Annotated in this window: 17 protein-coding genes; 11 read left to right on the forward strand and 6 right to left on the reverse strand. The window is 57.8% G+C overall.

Going from position 1 to position 17,246, the window contains the following annotated elements; all coding sequences use genetic code 11:
* Positions 1–59: 59 nt before the first annotated feature.
* From ACWFTY_RS05300 to ACWFTY_RS05320, 5 genes are read left to right on the forward strand one after another with little or no spacing between them, the layout of a single operon-like run.
* Positions 60–524: a group III truncated hemoglobin gene (locus ACWFTY_RS05300; protein ID WP_447526331.1), complete on the forward strand. Its 465-nt coding sequence runs from the start codon at positions 60–62 to the stop codon at positions 522–524.
* A complete protein-coding gene (locus ACWFTY_RS05305; RefSeq protein ID WP_447526332.1) occupies positions 518–961 on the forward strand; it encodes a hypothetical protein in 444 nt (147 codons plus the stop codon). The genes ACWFTY_RS05300 and ACWFTY_RS05305 overlap by 7 nt, the downstream gene beginning before the upstream one ends.
* Positions 961–1,266 carry a DUF1971 domain-containing protein gene (locus ACWFTY_RS05310; RefSeq protein ID WP_447526333.1) on the forward strand — a complete coding sequence of 102 codons (306 nt, stop codon included), beginning with the start codon at positions 961–963 and terminating at the stop codon, positions 1,264–1,266. Before ACWFTY_RS05305 ends, ACWFTY_RS05310 begins: the two co-directional genes overlap by 1 nt.
* The gene (locus tag ACWFTY_RS05315; RefSeq protein ID WP_447526334.1) at positions 1,259–1,723 is read left to right on the forward strand and encodes a hypothetical protein; all 465 of its coding nucleotides are present in this window, start codon (positions 1,259–1,261) and stop codon (positions 1,721–1,723) included. Before ACWFTY_RS05310 ends, ACWFTY_RS05315 begins: the two co-directional genes overlap by 8 nt.
* Positions 1,724–1,745: 22 nt before the next feature.
* Positions 1,746–4,025 (forward strand): nitric-oxide reductase large subunit, encoded by a 2,280-nt coding sequence (locus ACWFTY_RS05320; protein ID WP_447526335.1) that lies wholly within the window; start codon positions 1,746–1,748, stop codon positions 4,023–4,025.
* A gap of 127 nt (positions 4,026–4,152) precedes the next feature.
* On the opposite strand, the gene ACWFTY_RS05325 is transcribed toward ACWFTY_RS05320, so the two are convergent.
* From ACWFTY_RS05325 to ACWFTY_RS05335, 3 genes are read right to left on the reverse strand one after another with little or no spacing between them, the layout of a single operon-like run.
* Positions 4,153–7,389 carry an efflux RND transporter permease subunit gene (locus tag ACWFTY_RS05325; protein WP_447526336.1) on the reverse strand — a complete coding sequence of 1,079 codons (3,237 nt, stop codon included), beginning with the start codon at positions 7,387–7,389 and terminating at the stop codon, positions 4,153–4,155.
* Positions 7,386–8,765, reverse strand: a complete 1,380-nt coding sequence (locus ACWFTY_RS05330) for an efflux RND transporter periplasmic adaptor subunit (protein ID WP_447526337.1) — start codon at positions 8,763–8,765, stop codon at positions 7,386–7,388. The genes ACWFTY_RS05325 and ACWFTY_RS05330 overlap by 4 nt, the downstream gene beginning before the upstream one ends.
* Positions 8,766–10,217 (reverse strand): efflux transporter outer membrane subunit, encoded by a 1,452-nt coding sequence (locus ACWFTY_RS05335; RefSeq protein WP_447526338.1) that lies wholly within the window; start codon positions 10,215–10,217, stop codon positions 8,766–8,768.
* 166 nt (positions 10,218–10,383) lie between these two features.
* Between ACWFTY_RS05335 and ACWFTY_RS05340 the strand changes: the two genes are divergently transcribed.
* Positions 10,384–11,019, forward strand: coding sequence for a TetR/AcrR family transcriptional regulator (locus ACWFTY_RS05340; RefSeq protein WP_447526339.1), 636 nt, complete (start codon positions 10,384–10,386; stop codon positions 11,017–11,019).
* 17 nt (positions 11,020–11,036) lie between these two features.
* On the opposite strand, the gene ACWFTY_RS05345 is transcribed toward ACWFTY_RS05340, so the two are convergent.
* A complete protein-coding gene (locus tag ACWFTY_RS05345; RefSeq protein ID WP_447526340.1) occupies positions 11,037–11,684 on the reverse strand; it encodes a heme exporter protein CcmB in 648 nt (215 codons plus the stop codon).
* Entirely contained in the window at positions 11,684–12,310 is a 627-nt protein-coding gene (gene ccmA / locus ACWFTY_RS05350) for a heme ABC exporter ATP-binding protein CcmA (protein WP_447526341.1), read from the reverse strand. Before ccmA ends, ACWFTY_RS05345 begins: the two co-directional genes overlap by 1 nt.
* Positions 12,311–12,330: 20 nt before the next feature.
* On the opposite strand from ccmA, the gene ACWFTY_RS05355 reads away from it, so the two are divergent.
* Positions 12,331–12,660, forward strand: coding sequence for a 4a-hydroxytetrahydrobiopterin dehydratase (locus ACWFTY_RS05355; protein WP_447526844.1), 330 nt, complete (start codon positions 12,331–12,333; stop codon positions 12,658–12,660).
* A gap of 3 nt (positions 12,661–12,663) precedes the next feature.
* Here the strand turns inward: ACWFTY_RS05355 and ACWFTY_RS05360 are convergent, their stop codons facing one another.
* Positions 12,664–13,497: an SDR family oxidoreductase gene (locus tag ACWFTY_RS05360; RefSeq protein WP_447526342.1), complete on the reverse strand. Its 834-nt coding sequence runs from the start codon at positions 13,495–13,497 to the stop codon at positions 12,664–12,666.
* A 109-nt stretch (positions 13,498–13,606) separates the two neighbouring features.
* Here ACWFTY_RS05360 and ACWFTY_RS05365 point away from each other — a divergent pair, with 109 nt between their 5' ends.
* Genes ACWFTY_RS05365 through ACWFTY_RS05380 form a run of 4 tightly spaced genes read left to right on the forward strand, consistent with a single transcriptional unit; the run spans position 13,607 to position 17,235 of the window.
* Positions 13,607–14,380, forward strand: coding sequence for an ATP-binding cassette domain-containing protein (locus ACWFTY_RS05365; protein ID WP_447526343.1), 774 nt, complete (start codon positions 13,607–13,609; stop codon positions 14,378–14,380).
* Entirely contained in the window at positions 14,377–15,912 is a 1,536-nt protein-coding gene (locus ACWFTY_RS05370; RefSeq protein WP_447526344.1) for an ABC transporter permease/substrate-binding protein, read from the forward strand. Before ACWFTY_RS05365 ends, ACWFTY_RS05370 begins: the two co-directional genes overlap by 4 nt.
* Positions 15,909–16,439, forward strand: a complete 531-nt coding sequence (locus tag ACWFTY_RS05375; protein ID WP_447526345.1) for a hypothetical protein — start codon at positions 15,909–15,911, stop codon at positions 16,437–16,439. Before ACWFTY_RS05370 ends, ACWFTY_RS05375 begins: the two co-directional genes overlap by 4 nt.
* A 19-nt stretch (positions 16,440–16,458) precedes the next feature.
* A complete protein-coding gene (locus tag ACWFTY_RS05380; protein ID WP_447526346.1) occupies positions 16,459–17,235 on the forward strand; it encodes an SDR family NAD(P)-dependent oxidoreductase in 777 nt (258 codons plus the stop codon).
* Positions 17,236–17,246 lie beyond the last annotated feature (11 nt).

The following is a 17,246-nucleotide window of genomic DNA, read 5'->3' on the forward strand; positions in this document are numbered from 1 at the left end:
TTTAAAAGCCAAGCGGCATAAACAGTGCATATGAAATACATATTAACCGAGTCGAGATCATGACCGAACCCACCTATGCCGAACGCGCCAGAGCAAAAAAAATGGCTCAAGCCAATGCGCTGGGCATTGACGACGCTCTGATTTCCAATCTGGTCGAGACTTTTTACGGTGCCATTCGTAGTGACGCGCTGCTCGGGCCGATATTTCAATCCCATGTCGCAGACTGGACGCCGCATCTCGCCCGTATGAAAGATTTCTGGGCGTCGGTAACGCTGGAGTCCGGCCGGTTTCGCGGCAATCCCATGCTCAAGCATATTGCCGTCGGCGGCCTCGACAATCTGCATTTTGACCGCTGGCTCGTGCTTTGGAACCAGACGCTGGACGACATCGCACCCAATGACGCCGCCGCTCAGGTTTTTCGCGAGGCTGCGGACCGCATCGCTTCCAGTCTTCTCACCGGCATCAAGGTCCAGCGTGGCGGTCTCGATGCGATTTCGAAACCAAAGGAGAAACAGTCATGTTGATGGATTTTCAGATGGAAGGCGGGCAAGCGATTACCGCTGAAATCACTGCCGAAATGCAGGGCCTGTCCGAGCGTTATCGCGCACCGGCTCACGAAAGCCGCAATTTTGAATTGCCCGCTTCAGTCTGGATCACGATGTTCGGTTCTTATGCTTTGTTTTTCACGGCCTTGTTTGTCGCAACCGGTCACGGCACAGCTGCAATATTCGCGCTGGTGATCAGCATCGCCTATACCGTAATGTATTTCGGCACAGCTGCGGTTCTGAACAATGTCAGCGCAGTCGAACGGAAATCACTACCTCCGGCTCACTCCACTGGTGGAATCGAAACGCAGACCGGATGGATGGACTATACAGCGGCTTATGCCCAGATTTTGACCGTGCCGATATTGCTGGCCGTCTTTGCCTGCGCGTTCGCCGTCATCCGGGCTCTGGTCTGATGGCCGGCGCATCCACACCAGCCGCTCCTTATGGCGCTTCGCCGATATTCGACGAGAACAGCCTGCCGGACAAATTGCGCAACGAGCATAGTACCAAAGACGGCACCTGGGGCCTGCTGCGCGTATTGGAAGGTGAGGTGGAGCTGGTTTTCATCGATCCGCCGTCACAGCGGCTGGTAACCGTGGATAATCCCGCCCCGATCCCACCGCAGGCACCGCATTATGTCAAACTAACCGGCCCGATGAAGATGCAGGTGGAATTTTACCGCGAGCATCCACTGGGCGCTGAACCTTCTGATGGATGACTACAGCATCGCCCGGGCTGTCCATGTCCTGACCGTGCTGCTGTGGATTGGTGGTGTTGCCTTTGTCACGCTGGTAATCATGCCGATGCTGAAGGCCAGCGAAGCGCCGGAAAAGCGGCTTGCCCGATTTCAACAGATCGAGAGCGGCTTTGCCTGGCAAGCGCGGATCTGGGTGCTGCTCGCCGGTGCGAGCGGCTTATGGATGGTCTGGCGGACGGATATGTGGAACCGGTTCTTCGATGCGTCTTACTGGTGGATGCATGCTATGGTCGCGGTCTGGGCGATATTCGCGCTGATGCTCTTTGTAATCGAGCCGCTCCACCTGCATCGCCGCATGGAACAGTCGAAGGATCCAGCACGAGACTTCGCAAAAATGGTGCGGATGCACCAGATATTACTGACGTTCAGCATCATCACAGTTTTCGGTGCGGTCGGCGGGAGCCACGGACTTTTTTGACGTAACGGGGGGGGACGGCATCATGCAAACTTACAGGCATACTTTCAGCATCAAGCGGCTTTGGATCATCCTGACAGCCGGGATGATATTCATGTTCGGCATCTTGCTGCTGCTCGGGGCGCAGATATATCAACAGGCCCCGCCCATGCCGGCAGCCGTAAAATCTGCCTCGGGCGAAATACTGTACACGCTTGATGATATCGAAACCGGCCAGAATGTCTGGCAATCTATCGGTGGCATGGAGCAGGGCTCGATCTGGGGCCATGGCAGCTATCTCGCCCCGGACTGGAGCGCCGACTGGTTGCACCGGGAAGCAGAAGCATTGCTTGCCCTGTCGATGGAAACGCCACTGGCAGGCCTGTCCGAGACGCAGCATATGGCCATGCAAAAAGCGGCTTTGCAGGACGAAATGCGCACCAACAGCTATGATCCCGCGACCGGTGTGATCACCGTCAGTGACTTGCGCGCGCAGGCGATCAAGCGGGTCGAGACCCATTATGTCAGCCTTTATGAGGGCAGTGACCCGCAATCCCTGGCGCTGCGCCGTGATTATGCATTTCCGGTCCACGGACTTTTGAACAACAAGGAAGCGAAACAACTCTCCGCCTTCTATTTCTGGACCGCCTGGGGCGCGACGACCAATCGTCCCGGTCAGGAAATTACCTACACAAGCAACTGGCCGCACGAGCCGCTGGTTGGCAACAAACCGACCACCGAAGTATTGATGTGGAGCATTGCCTCGGTCATTTTGCTGCTTGGCGCGGCCGGCGCGCTGATCGCCTATTATGCCAAGCAATTTGATGTCTGGCGGCAGGAGATCGAGCCGGAAGAGGGCTTTGCCAAAGCCGATATTTTGGACAGCACCGTCATCACGCCCTCCATGCGCGCGACGGCGAAATATTTCTGGATCGTCTGTGCGATGTTTCTGGGGCAGGTCCTGCTCGGGATTGTCACCGCCCATTATGCGGTGGAGGGGCAGGGGCTCTATGGCCTGCCGTTCGCGGAATATCTTCCCTATGCGGTGACACGGACCTGGCATACGCAGCTTGCGGTGCTCTGGATCGCAACCGCTTGGCTGGCAGCCGGGCTGTATGTCGCCCCGATGCTTGGCGGCAAAGATCCTAAATTCCAGCGCTTTGGCGTGAATTTCCTGTTCATCAGTCTGCTGATCATCGTGATCGGTTCATTCGCCGGCCAATGGGCCGCGGTCCACCGCTTCTTTGATGATCTGACGATGAACTTCTGGTTCGGCCATCAGGGTTATGAATATGTCGATCTCGGCCGTTTCTGGCAGATCTATCTGACCATAGGATTGTTTCTCTGGGTCGGACTGGTGGTCCGGGGCCTGTGGCCGGTATTGCAGCAAAAGGGCGGGAAGTCGCTGATCTATCTGGTACTGGTGTCCGCCATCGCCATCGGCCTGCTCTATGCTGCCGGCCTGATGTGGGGACAGCATACCCATATTTCGATCATGGAATATTGGCGGTGGTGGGTGGTGCATCTCTGGGTCGAGGGCATATTCGAAGTCTTCGCCACCGCAATCATCTCGCTGTTGTTCGTCCGCATGGGCATATTGCGGACATCGACAGCGACTGTGATGGTCCTGTTCGCGACGATCATCTTCCTGTTCGGAGGCGTGCTCGGGACGTTCCACCATCTCTACTTCAGCGGCACGCCGACCTCGGTGATCGCCGTTGGCGCGATGGTTTCCGCGCTCGAAGTGGTGCCGCTGCTGGTTGTCGGTTTCGAGGCCTATACCCGGCACAAGGTCGAGCATGAGGCCGAGTGGGAACGCAATTACCGCTGGCCGTTCCTGTTCTTTGCCGCAGTGTTATTCTGGAACCTGGTTGGCGCGGGGCTGTTCGGCTTCATGATCAATCCGCCGATCGCGCTCTATTATATGCAAGGACTCAACACCACCGCCAACCATGGCCATGCGGCGCTATTCGGGGTCTACGGCATGCTCGGACTGGGTCTGACGCTCTATTGCATGCGCGGGCTGACCGACGTTGATTTCTGGAACGAGAAAATGCTCAAGATCTCGTTCTGGTCGCTCAATATCGGTCTGGCGATGATGACATTCCTGTCGCTGCTGCCGCAGGGTGTGCTCCAGACTTATGTCAGCATAGAAAAAGGCTATTCCTTCGCCCGCTCGGCCGAGTTCATTCACAGCCCGATCATGCAGGCGCTGGTCTGGGCCAGAGTGCCGGGGGACATCGTGTTTAGCATCGGCGTCTTTGCCTTCGTCTGGTTCGTGTTCCGCGCCTTTGTTCCTGGGAAGCAAAAAGCGACGGTTCGGTAAGCCATGCTATCTGTTGAAGATCTCCGCCAGGCTAGGGCACAGACCGTCCCGATCCTGGCGCGAGGATCAGCCGTTATGATTGGGGCTGCAGAGCCCGAGCGAACTTCGTAAATTGCGGCTTCGGCTATCAGGCCGGGGAGATGTTCCCGAACAGGCTGTGCCAATATTGCTTCGCCCGTCGCTTCCCGAGATATTCCAATATCGTCAGCGCGGGGATCAGCAATTGCAGGATGATCGCGCCGAACAGCACGCCGAAGCCCAGGCTGGCCGACATCGGGATCAGGAACTGCGCTTGCAGGCTGGTTTCAAAGGTTATCGGCGCGACACCCAGAAAAGTCGTCAGCGACGTCAGCATGATCGGCCGGAAGCGCGATTTCGCGGCGCTGATTATCGCGTCCTCGATTCCCATGCCATCGCGCAAATTCTCGTTGATAAAGTCGATCAGGATCAGCGAGCCGTTCACGATCACACCTGACAAGGCGATCATACCGAACATGCTGAGCACGCCAAGCGGCAGGCCGAGGATCAGATGGCCGATCAAGGCGCCAATGATGCCAAAGGGAATCACCGCCATGATGATCAGCGGTTGCAGATAGGAGCGGAACGGTATTGCGAGCAGGGCATAGATCATCAGCAATGCGGCTGCGAATGCGATTCCCAGATCACCGAAGGAATCTGCCTGTTCCTGCTGCTCGCCGCCGAAGCTGTAGAGCAATTGCGGATAGTCCGCTTGCAGTTCGGGCATGATCTCGTCGGTCAGCGCCTTGGCAATTTCCTGACCAGTCACGATATTTGTGTCGATATCGGCCGTAACCGTAGTGATCCGCCTGCCATCGGTGCGGCGGATGACCGCAGGTGCCTGGCCAAAAGATACGTCGGCCAATGTGGCAAGCGGGACTTCGCCGCCCGGCACCCGCACGCGGAACCGCTCGACATCGATGATCGAGTTGCGTTCCTCTTCCGGCAGGCGAATATAGACGCGCATATCTTCCTGTCCCCGCTGTACGCGCAGCGCCTCGCTACCGAAGAAAGCGGCACGGACCTGGAGCGCGACATCCTGCAGGGTCACGCCAAGCGACCGGGCCTCGGGCTTCAGCCGCAGCTGGATTTCCTTCAGGCCCTGATCCTGATCGCTCTCTATGTCGAACACGCCGGAAAAGCGGTTCAGCCTTTCCATCAGTTTCGTTGAAGCGGCCTCCACCACGGCTGGATCAGGATCGGAAATTTGTACATCGACCGGTGCTCCGATGGAAATGAGATCGGAGGCAAAGACCAGCGAGCGTGCTTCGACGATCGGGCCGACGGTTTTCCGCCAGGCATTTTCGAAATCCCTCGATGCAAGTTCGCGCTGATCGCCGGGAATGAAGCTGAACTGTACGCTGGCAATATTGGAGGCAAACCCGCCACTTTGTGCATTTGGTCCGGTTGCGCGCGGTGCCTGTCCGACGAGAGTGAATATACCGCGCAACGCTGACGGTTCGTCATCCTCTTTTTCGGTTTCAAATTTTGCGTAGGTTTCACGACCTTTTTCCTCGATCAGCCGCGCCATTTTCTCGGTCTCCGCGATCGTCGTGCCGGCGGGCATTTCAAGGCTTGCGGTAACGATATCGGCTTCAATTGCGGGGAAGAATGAGCTTTTGATAATGCCGGCCGGGATCAGCGATCCGATCAGGATCAACAACGCAAGGCTGCCGGCCAATATGACGAAAGGCATGCGAACGGAGTAGCGCACGGCCCGATCGAGAGGGCCGTTGACGAACCTCTGATATTGCACATCGACCTTGGCCTGAACCCGTTCGAAAAAGCGGGTGACGGGGTTGCGCGTCTCTGTGCCGGGAGCTGGCAGGTGGCTGAGATGATTGGGCAGAATCAACAGGCTTTCGACCAGCGACAGGAAGAGAACGGCGACCACGACCAGAGGAATATCGGCCAATATCTTGCCCATGACACCGCCGATCGCGAAGAGGGGCGAAAAGGCAGCGACGGTCGTCAGAACGGCAAAGATGACCGGCATGGTGACGCGGCGTGCGCCGCTGATCGCTGCGCCGATTCCGGTGCGCCCGGCTTCGCGGCGGGCATAGACGCTCTCGCCGACGACAATGGCATCATCGACCACCAGTCCCAAAGCCAGAATGAAGCCGAACAGTGAGAACATGTTGATACTGGACCCAGCGAGATCGAGCAGGAATATCGCGCCGACAAAGGTCACGCCAATGCCCAGCGCCGTCCAGGCTGCTAGCCGGATGTCCAGAAACAGGGTAAGCGCAATCAGCACCAGAAACAGGCCGATAGCCGCGTTTTTCAGCAACAGACTCAGCCGGTCGTTCAGCAGTTCGCTATCATCGCTCCAGATAGCATAGGAAATGCCCTCCGGCAGTGAGTGCGCGAAGGGACCCTCGAGATATTCATTGGTGGCGCGGGATACATCAAGCACGCGTTCGTCGCTGGTCCGGAAAACCTCGACAAATGCGACGGGTTTGCCGTTGTACAAGGACACGAGATCCGAATCCTCGAATTCGTCGCGGATATTCGCGATCTGCCCGAGCCGGATCATCGCGCCATTCTCATTGCTCACCAGCACGATATCTTCAAAATTCTGCTGGTTGTAATTTTGCCCGATGGTCCGGACGCGCACTTCTTCGCTATCGGTATCGATCGAGCCGGCGGGACTGTCCAGACTGCTCGCGGCGATCGTGCGAGAAATGTCGTTTAGCGACAGGCCAAAGGCTTGCAACGTGCCCTGCGGCACCTCGATCGAAACCTCGTAATCGCGGATCGAGCTGGTATCGACGAACGAGATTTCGGGAAGCGCCGCGAGCGCATCCTCGAGCCGATAGGCTGTCTCCTTCAGAGCATTTTCCGATACATCGCCAAAAATGGCAATCCGGACCACGCTTTGCCGTGTGGTAAGCTCCCGGACATTGGGCTCTTCTGCTTCATCGGGGAAAGACTGAATCTGGTCTATTTCAGCTTTGACGTCATCCAGTGCCCGATCAATATCGGTCCCCAGTTCCAGTTCGATCGACACCGTTCCGATATTCTCGGCAGCATTGGACTTGATCTCTTTGACATTCTCGACGGCTTCGACCGCTTCTTCGATTTTCTGGACAATCGATTCCTCGACCTCATCGGGCGTGGCCCCGGGATAGGCGACGCTGACTTGAATTGTGTCGAGACTATTTTCCGCAAAAACTTCCTGAACAATCGTCCGGTAGGATGCGATGCCGGCGACGAGCAGGAAAATCATCAGCAGATTGGCCGCTACACCGTTGCGCGCCATGAACGCGACAACGCCGCGCTGTTCCATGATTTCCTTGCTCGGCTGTTCCGGCAGCGACGGATCTAGATCAGTTGATTGCGTCATTGAACCGTCTTGGCTTTCGATTCAGATTTTGCATCGGGTTCAGCGGGCTTCGCGGTGCTGGCTGACGTCCGTGCTTGCGCAATTCTGACTTGCAGGCCCTCGGTTGCGACTTTCAGATTACCGGTTACGGCGACCGGATTGCTACCCAGTCTCCTGGTGCTGATCAGCGCCGTTTTGTCGGTCCGCTGATATATGTCGACGGTTAGTATGTGCAATTTGCCGTCCTTCACCAGCCATACCTTGTTACCCGCTCTCAGAGCCGCCAGCGGCAGCACGGCATATTCATCCAGCGACCTGCCGGTAATTTCGGTGTCGACAAAGCTGCCGACGAACAGGGGAGGAGCGGAGGCTGCGGTCGCAGATTTTCCGGCATTTTCAGGCACGGCGGCTGGCGCGCCACCTCCTATCGGATTGGGGATTCGCAAAAACACGTCGATCGTGCGTGTCTGGGGATTGAGCAAGCCGTTGACCCGGTCGACATAGGCAGCCCAGCGATAGCGAATGCCGCCATAATCGGAATATACCGACGCTTCGATCCTGCCGCCGGTTCCAGCGTGAAACAATTGCGGGATCAGCGCCGCGTCTTTTTCCGACAGGGGAATGACCGCTTCATAATCCGCAGTGCCGACCATCGAGCCGAGCGACTGGCCAGGCTGGACATAGCTGCCCAGAGCAATGTCCTCGGTACGAACGATACCTGAAAAGGGCGCGCGAACAACGGTGCGTTGCAGGGCGGTCTGGGCATTGGACAGATTGGCCTGCGCCTTTCGCAGTCCGGCGCGGGCGGATTCCAGTTGCGGCTCCCGCGTAGCCAAGCCGTTGGTGGCGATATTCTGTTTGGGTTGTGAGGCGTCGGTGCTTGATTTTTTGGCCAACGCGTCCGGCGGCAGGATCTTTGCAGCATAGTCATTGATGTCGACGCTGGCATAAGCATTGCCGCCGCTGACCGCGCGCTGCTGGAAACGCTCGAGTTCGGCCTTCGCCAGAACCACTTCTTCTTTGGCCTGCAACACCGAAATACCCTGCGAAGCGACATCGGCTTGCGCGGTTTGCACCGCATTGCGGTAGTCCGAGGTGTCTATGCGAAACAGGATCGCGCCGCGCGCTATGCGCTGCCCTTCGCGCAGGTCCGGATTGACATAGACCAGCTTGCCGGCGACTTCCGCCGCCAGCGTCAATTCTTCACGCGCGCGCACCGTGCCCGCGCCTGTGACCATCAGATTGCCGGACCGGATTTCCAGCTTTTCTGCCTGAACCAGAGGAATGAGTTCCTCCGGGGGCTTTTCTGCCGGTTCGGATCGAAGCAGGATCAAGACCGCGGCAATCAATATTGCCCCGAGCAGGATCAGGCCGCCGAGTACGCGTTGCCTTTGCACTTAATTTTCTCCCTGAATGGCTGAAGGGTCGGCCATAATATCCGGCGCGCGCGGTACATTGTCCCAGCTGCCGCCCAAGGCGCGGTGAACGCCAAGCCGCGCCAATGCCACGTCGCGCGCGGCAGAGGAAAGCGATGATTGTACCTGATATTGCGCCCGCAACGCGTCGAGATAATCGACATAGCTGCCGACACCATTGGCAAAGCGGCGGGATTGCAATCCTGCCGCCGCCTCTGCCTCGTCGAGTTGGGAGAACAGGAACCGGTATCGCTGCCGTTCTTCCTCATAGCGTTCGATTGCGGTTGTCACTTCCTGATAGGCCGTCAGTACCGTTCGGGCATATACCGCTGTCTGCTGCGCATATTCGGCATCCGCGACTTCTATATTGGCTCTGATCCGCCCGCCCTGGAACAACGGAGCAGTTAGACCCGCGCCAAGGCTTAATACCCAATTGTCAAATATGTCGAAAACACCCGAGGGCTCACCGGCCTGGCTGCCGGTACCAGCGGAAAGGCTAAGTGACGGAAAACGTTCTGCCCGCCTAGCGCCCAGATTATATCGCGCCGATTCGAGCCGCTGGCCTTCCGCAAAAACATCCGGACGCTGAGCCAGAAGATCTATCGGCAGGCCGGAGGGGACCGGCTCGAAGATCAGTTTGGGGGTAAGGTTTGTGCCGATAAGCTCGTGCATATTGTTGGAATATCTACCGACCAACACGGCCAACTGCCCCTCGGTTGCCGCCAGCTGGCTTTCCCGTTGCGGCAGGCTGGCTTGCACATTACGGAAATCCTGGCGGACTTGATAAAGTTCGAAGGACGTGACCAGGCCCCGGCTATAGCGGTCCTCGCTTTGCTCGACGCGATCACCGAGAACATCAATGATCTGGGTGGTCAGCGCGATCTGGTGACGGGCATCAACAATGTCAAAATAGCTGGTGATGGCCTCTGCCAGAACCGCTAGACGCACCGCCTGCAGATCGGCGGACGCCGCAATCGCATCGGCCCGTCCTGCTCGCATATCATTGCGCAGCTTGCCCCAGATATCCAGTTCGTAGGAAAAGGCGAGGCTGGAAGAATAGGTCTCGCTCTGGAGCCGTCCTCCTCCGGCAATGGCAGCGAAACTGGTTCCCGCCGTCGGCGAATCTGAATAACTGCTATCCAGCCCGGCATTGATCTGCGGGAACAGGCCGCTTTTGGAAATACGCGCCCGTGCTTCGGCGGCGCGCAATCTGGCCGATGCTTCCGCCAGATCAAGATTTTTGCTGAGCGCTTCGTCGAGCAAATTGTCGAGCACCGGATCCTCGAACGAGGCCCACCAGCGAGCGGATTGATAGGGGATACCGGATTCGCTCTGGTTGAAGGCCGCAGGAATGCCGGCAGCGATATCGGGCGCGGCCGAATCAGGTGCAAGGCTCACACAACCACTGGTCGCGAACAGCATCGCAAGCAGCATGAGTCGGGAGTTTTTGGATCGATTTGTCAAAATTTCATCCGCGGTTGAATCAGCTTGGCCTTTACCGACCCTCAATAATATGTCATCAAAGAAATTGAACGTCAACGTTTAAATTGAACGCTATCGTTCATGTTGTGAGCCGTTGAGACTTTGAAGGGAATGGACCGTGGAGAACACGGATATCGTAACAGAACGAACGGACCGGCCGTCGAGTCAGCGCAAAATCGCCAAGATTCTGGCCGCTGCCCGCACGGAATTTTTTGCGAACGGCTTTGCCGGGGCCAGTATCGAGGCGATTGCGGCGCTTGCCGAAGTGTCGAAAGTCACCATCTATAGCTGGTTCAAAACCAAGGAAAATCTATTCGTTGAGGTGGTGAAGTCGGAATGCCGCCATATGAGCGAGAGCTTGGTCGGCGAGAATCTGAAGACCAGAAGCATTCGTGACACCCTGATATTTGCAGCCGAACATATGCTCGGCGTCCTGATGGACGAGGAAAAGGTCCGGTTCGACCGTGTCCTGGCTGCAGAAGTGACCCGGGACCCCAAAGTTGGCGAATATTTTCTCGATAACGGCCCGCGCGCGCTGTTGCACAATCTCGTCAATCTATTGAAGATTTCGCAGGAAAAAGGCGAAATTCAAAGCACGGATCTGGTCTCGTCGGCGGAAATGTTCGTGAGTCTGGTGATGGGGAGAATCGATCTGTTTCTGCGCTATGGCGAGAAAATCAAAATGACCACACCGCAGAAGCGCGAGCGGGCGAAGCATGCAGTCGACGCCTGGATGCTGATTCACCGGAAATAGCGGGTTGCCCGAGGGCTTTAATCCCTGACCGCGCTCAACGCCGCGCCGGCTGCAAAGGGCGTGATGGCGACCAGCAGCAACGAAATGGCCGACAGGAACAGCAACGCACTGCTGCCCTGCGTCGACAGGCTGCCAGCTCCAAAGATCAGCAACGGTATAGCGAGCGGAACCAGCAGCAATCCGCCCAGCGCGCCAGCCCCTTTGAGACCAGCGGTCAGAGCCGCGATCATCACTGCCAGGCCAGCCAGAGCCGGCGTCGCAATGGCCAGACTTGCGAGGAGCGTGCCGAGGGCTGCGCCTTCCAGTCCTATTAACCCGCTTGCGAGAAAGGCGGCGAGCAGCAGTGGCGGACCGAAGGCTAGCCAGTGCGACACAAGCCGCGCCGCTGCGATCATTTCGTCGGACAGGCCGCGCACGATCATCTGGTCGTAAACGCCGTTTTCCAGATCGGGCTGGATCAGCCGGTCGAGCGGCAGCAACGTCGCCAGCAATGCTGCAATCCATAATATCCCGCCGCCGGTCTGCAGCAGCAGCGCCCGGTCCGGCCCCACCGCAAAGGGAAATAATGTTGCAGCGGAGAGGTAAAATATTACCGGCAGCCAGGTCCCGCCGCTGGCATAGCTTTGCCGCACGTCGCGCCAGATGATCGTGGCGATGCTGTTCATCACAAACATGCCTCCAATTCTTCCAGTGGCTCCAGCTTAAGCGTGAAATCAAAGGCGATCGGCAGAGGGATATGGCTCGCCGCGAGAAGGATCCCGCCATCGTCGAGATGCCCCTGGAGTGCACGCCCCAGTTGATCGACCGAATCCGTATCAAGACCATTGGCCGGCTCGTCGAGCAGCCAAAATCTTGCCGCCGTCAGATAGGTTCTTGCCAGCCGCGCTCTCTGTCTCTGCCCGGTTGAAAAGTAACGCACCGGCACTTCGGCCAGATGGTCAAGGCCCGCGCGCGTCATCGCATCACTTACATCAGCCTGTCCCTTGCCATCCAGCTTTCCCCAGAAGCCCAGCGTCTGCTCAAGCGGCAAATGGTCGTCGAGCGCCAGCCGGTCGTCGCACAGCGCTCTGGTCTCTGGCGCAACAAAGGATCCCGCGGACGGCTGGAGCAGGCCAGCCAGCAAGCGCAGCAGGCTGGATTTACCGACCCCATTGGGGCCGGTCAGCAATCCGGCCTGTCCCGGTTCAAGGGCAAATGTCAGATTACGGAACAATATCCGCTCGCCGCGCACACAGCTTAGCGCCTCGGCTAATAGCCGATCGCTGCTTCCGGTTGATTGTCCCTTGTTCATCGCACTGACTTAAGACATGGATTGGCGCGAAAGCCAAGCAAGGAGCAATAAATATGGTGGCGCAACTGAATGAGGACGAGCGCAAGACGGCTCTCGCCGAGCTGTCGGACTGGCAATATGACGGAGAGCGTGACGCGATCAGCCGCTCGTTCAAATTTTCCGATTTCACGGAAGCCTTTGCCTTCATGACCCGCGTCGCATTGCACGCGGAGAAGGCCGACCATCATCCCGAATGGTTCAACGTCTACAACCGTGTCGACATAGTGCTGACCACGCATGATGCTGGCGAAAATGGCGGACTGTCGCAGCGCGACTTAGATCTTGCGCAAATAATCGAACGCTGCGCCTAGGCTCTATTTTTCTTCCGAGCCGGCCAGAACATCGCCGAGATTGCTGGCCAGACTGACCGATTGCTTGCGCACCCGGCCCGGCATCCAGCGCGCGGCAAAGGCCAGCTGCTTGGCCATTTTATTGACCGGTGTGTGCACCTTGTCGCCGTGGACCGCGCCCCAGGCAGCGGGGCCGATAATCGAAACCGGGCTGACCATGACGCCGGCTTCCTCGAGCCTTTCCTTGCCGCTCTGGTTGGAACCTTCCACAACCTCGGAAATGATATTGGTATCGATGAAACCGGGCATCAGTGAACGTGACTTGATGCCATGTTTGCGGAGCTCGATATCGTGCGATTCGGCGAGGCCGCGCACGGCAAATTTGGTTGCGCTATAGACGCTGAGATCGGCGACACCGTAGATGCCCGCTGCTGAAGCCGTATAGAGGATGCAGCTGTCGGGTGTGCTCTTGAGCATGTCGAAACAGGCGCGGGTGCCGCTGATCACAGCGGTAAAGTTGATCGCAATCATCCGGTCGATGGCGGCATCTTCCATTTCCTGGATCGCTCCGCCTTCGCCAATGCCGGCGTTGTTGAACAGGACATTCATTTTCCCGCCGGTGATCGCGCCAAATTCGGAAACCGCCTGTTTCCATTGCCCCCGGTCGGTGACGTCCAGCTTGTGGATCGAACTCTGGCCTTCCGGGATAAGCGCTGCCGTTTCGGCCATGCCCTTGTCATTGATATCGGCAATCCCGACGAACCAGCCTTGCTCGGCAAAATAGCGACCGACTTCGCGGCCGAGGCCTGATGCACCGCCGGTAATGAAAATCGTTTTCTGTCCGCTTTGATAGCCCATGGTCCCGCTCCAACCTCGTTATTAACATTGATGTTCATTCGAGCGGTTTTTGACGCGAACGTCAAGTGAAGTTGGACATGCGTGACAAAGCGCGTCACTATATATTCCGATGCCTGTCTCCGGTCCCTCCATTCGTCTGCAACACGTCAGCCGCCATTACGGTACGGTTCGCGCTGTTGATGACGTATCGCTCGATATTGCTGCAGGCAGTCTGGTCGCCCTGGTCGGTCTGTCCGGCTCGGGAAAATCCACCCTGCTGAAAATGATCAACCGGCTGGTCGAACCGGACGGCGGTGCGATTTTTATCGGAGAGGAGCCGGTCGACTCGGTTGATCCGCATATCCTGCGCCGCCGCATCGGCTATGTTTTCCAGAATATCGGTCTGTTTCCGCATATGACCATTGCGCGCAATATCGCCATCGGTCTGGAACTGGCGGGTGAGAAAAAGGGTAGGGCCGATCGGGTCGCCGAGTTGCTCGATCTGGTCGAATTGCCGCAGGACATGGCCTCCCGCATGCCCGATCAGCTGAGCGGAGGCCAGCAACAGCGGGTCGGCGTGGCCCGCGCGCTGGCAACGCGGCCCGGCCTGATGCTGATGGACGAGCCCTTTGGTGCGCTCGATCCGGTGACTCGCGACAATCTGACCCAGCAATATAAAGCGCTACATGAGCGGCTTGGCCTGACCAGCATCATTGTCACCCATGACATGGCGGAAGCGCTCTTTCTCGCGGATCGTATTCTCGTGATGGAGGGCGGGCAGATCAAGGCGGATGCCACGCCCGCCGAGTTGCTGTCCGGCAATGTCGGTGAGGAAGCCGAGGCACTCGTCGCCATACCGCGCGCGCAGGCCGCGTATCTGATCGACTTGAGCAAAACAGTATGACCGAGGCATGGCGACAGGCCCTGGCGCGGGTACCGGAACTGCTCGCCGCCCATGTCCAGATCAGCGTTTCGGCCTTGGTCCTGGCGATGATCATTTGCCTGCCATTGGCGATATGGGCGGCGCGCTCGCCAAAAGTCGCTGCGGTCGCACTGACCGTCGCCAGCCTCATTCAGACGATTCCCGGATTGGCGCTGCTGGCGCTATTCTATCCGCTGTTGCTTGGCGTCTCGGCGCTGGTCGGCGGCGGTATATCCGCGTTCGGGTTTCTGCCGGCGCTGCTGGCGCTAACCCTTTATGCGCTGCTGCCGGTCCTGCGCAATGCGGTGACTGGATTGTCCGGTGTCGATCCTGGGGTAAAACAGGCGGCAGACGGTCTTGGCATGACCAGCAGCCAGAAATTATATTATGTCGAAGCGCCGCTGGCCGCGCCGACGATCATGGCCGGTATCCGCACCGCAGCGGTCTGGACCATAGGTGCGGCAACGCTCTCCACTACCGTTGGCCAGCCCAGTCTGGGCGACCTGATCTTCGCCGGATTGCAGACGCAAAACTGGACTTTAGTGCTGGCAGGCTGCCTGTTCTCAGCGGCGCTCGCGATTTCGGTCGACCTTCTGCTCGGGCTGATCGAGCGCGGCATCCGCGAACGCCGCCGGATATTGATCTGGGCTGGCACGGCGATGATCGCGGCGGGGCTGTTGATCGCAACGCTGCCGCTGATGATCGCGCGCGACAATATCGTGGTGATCGGAGCCAAAGGCTTTTCCGAACAATATATACTCGCGCGGTTGATCGGATCGCGGCTGGAAGGGGCGGGTTATACCGTCCGTTATCGTGACGGGCTGGGCTCCGCGGTGGTCTATCAGGCCCTGTCGGAGGGCGATATCGACGTCTATGTCGAATATTCGGGGACGATCTGGACCAACCAGATGCAGCGCAGCGACAGCCCGCCGAAATCGGCGATGCTCGAAACAATCGCGCAATGGACCAGCGCCAGCGACGGCGTCAAAATGCTCGGCGCGCTGGGATTTGAAAACACCTACGCTTTCGCCGTGCGGTCGGATGACGCCCGGACCAAATCGCTCAAGACGCTGGATGATCTGGCGCGGGTGTCGAGTGATTTCAATTTCGGCACCGATGTCGAGTTTCTCGAACGGCCCGAATGGCAAATGGTCCGGGACGCCTATCCAATCCGCTTCAAGAACGCGCGGTCGTTCAGTCCGACCTTCATGTATCCCGCTCTCGCCAGTGGTGAAGTAGACGTTATCTCGGCTTTCTCTTCCGATGGCCGGATCGCAGCAAATGGTTTCGTCGTGCTGGACGACACGAAGGGCGCCGTGCCATCCTATGAAGCGATAATGTTACTGGCCCCGAAACGGGCAAGCGATGACAAATTTATCGCGACGCTAAATCCGCTGATCGACGCAATCACGGTGGAAAATATGCGCGAAGCCAATTATACGGTCGACCGTGAAGACGACAAGAAAACGCCCGGGCAAGCCGCGAGCTGGCTGAACGATAAATTGAGGGAATGAACGTGAAATCTGCTTTTGCATATCTATTGAAAATTGCCGGTCTGGTCGCGCTGCTCTTCGTCGCATCGTTCTCGGTGAACGCGCGCGCGGAAGTGACCGTCACATTCTATTCGCACGATTTCGGCAAGAATTTCCCACACGCATTTTTTGTTGCCAAAGGCGAGCTGGAGGATGGCAAGAAGGTCGATACAGCCTTCGGATTTACCGCGATCAACGTGTCTCCTGGCATTTTGTTCGGCTCGGTCAAAGGCCATGTAAAAGCACCATCAGCCGACTATATCGCCAGCAGCAACCCGCATTTTACCGTGAAAATTGATGATGGAAAATATCGCAAGCTAATGGCCGTGGTGAAAAAATGGCAGACCATCCCCCAGAAAAGCTATAGTCTCAACAAACGCAATTGCGTGCATTTCATCAACGACGTGATCAAGACTCTGGACCTCAAGACCAATTTGAAAACAGCCAACTGGAAGAAACCCCGGTCCTTCATGGAAGAAGTCATGAAGCTTAATCCCTTCCTTAAATAATCGAACAAAGGCGCGCGCTATGACCGACGTTTGCATGATAATCGGAGCAGGCGCCGGCATTGGCGGCCATGTCGGCAAACGCTTTGCGCAAGACGGTTATCACGTCGCCTTGTGCCGGCGCAGCGAACAGGATGGCCTCGACCAGATGGTCGCCGAAATCGAAGCTGCTGGCGGCAAGGCTTCGGGCCATTTGTTCAACGCGGTGGATGAGGGAGCGATCGAGGCGCTGATCGACGAGGTCGAAGCGGATATCGGAGCGATCAAGGTGCTGGTCTATAATCTCGGAGCACAGATCGGCAACCGGGCGCTGACCGACACGCCGCTCAAAACATTTGAACTGGGCTGGCGGATGGGCACGCTAGGCGTGTTTCGGGTGGCCCAAAAACTATTTCCGAAGATGGTCGAGCGAGGTGGCGGAGCGCTGCTGGTAACCTCTGCGACCTCTGCGATGCGCGGCAATGCCGGACAGCATAGTCACGCTGCTGCGATGGGTGGACGGCGGATGCTTTGTCAGACCTTGAACGCTGAATTTGCGCCGAAGAACATCCATGTCGCGCATATATTGATCGACAGCGCGGTCAATGCGCCGGACACGCTCGGCAAGCTGCTCGGGCCCGAGCGTTTTGCAAAATTGCGGGAAGCGAAAGCCAATGGCAAGGACGAGATTATGGAGCCGAGCGCGATTGCCGACACCTATTTCCACGTCGCGCACCAGCACCGCTCGGCCTGGACCTTCGAGCTCGATATGCGCGCCTTTACCGATACCGCCTGGTGGAACCACCCGCTCGATATCTAGAGCTTCATCCT

The organism is Parasphingorhabdus sp. NYA22 (genome assembly GCF_976973735.1).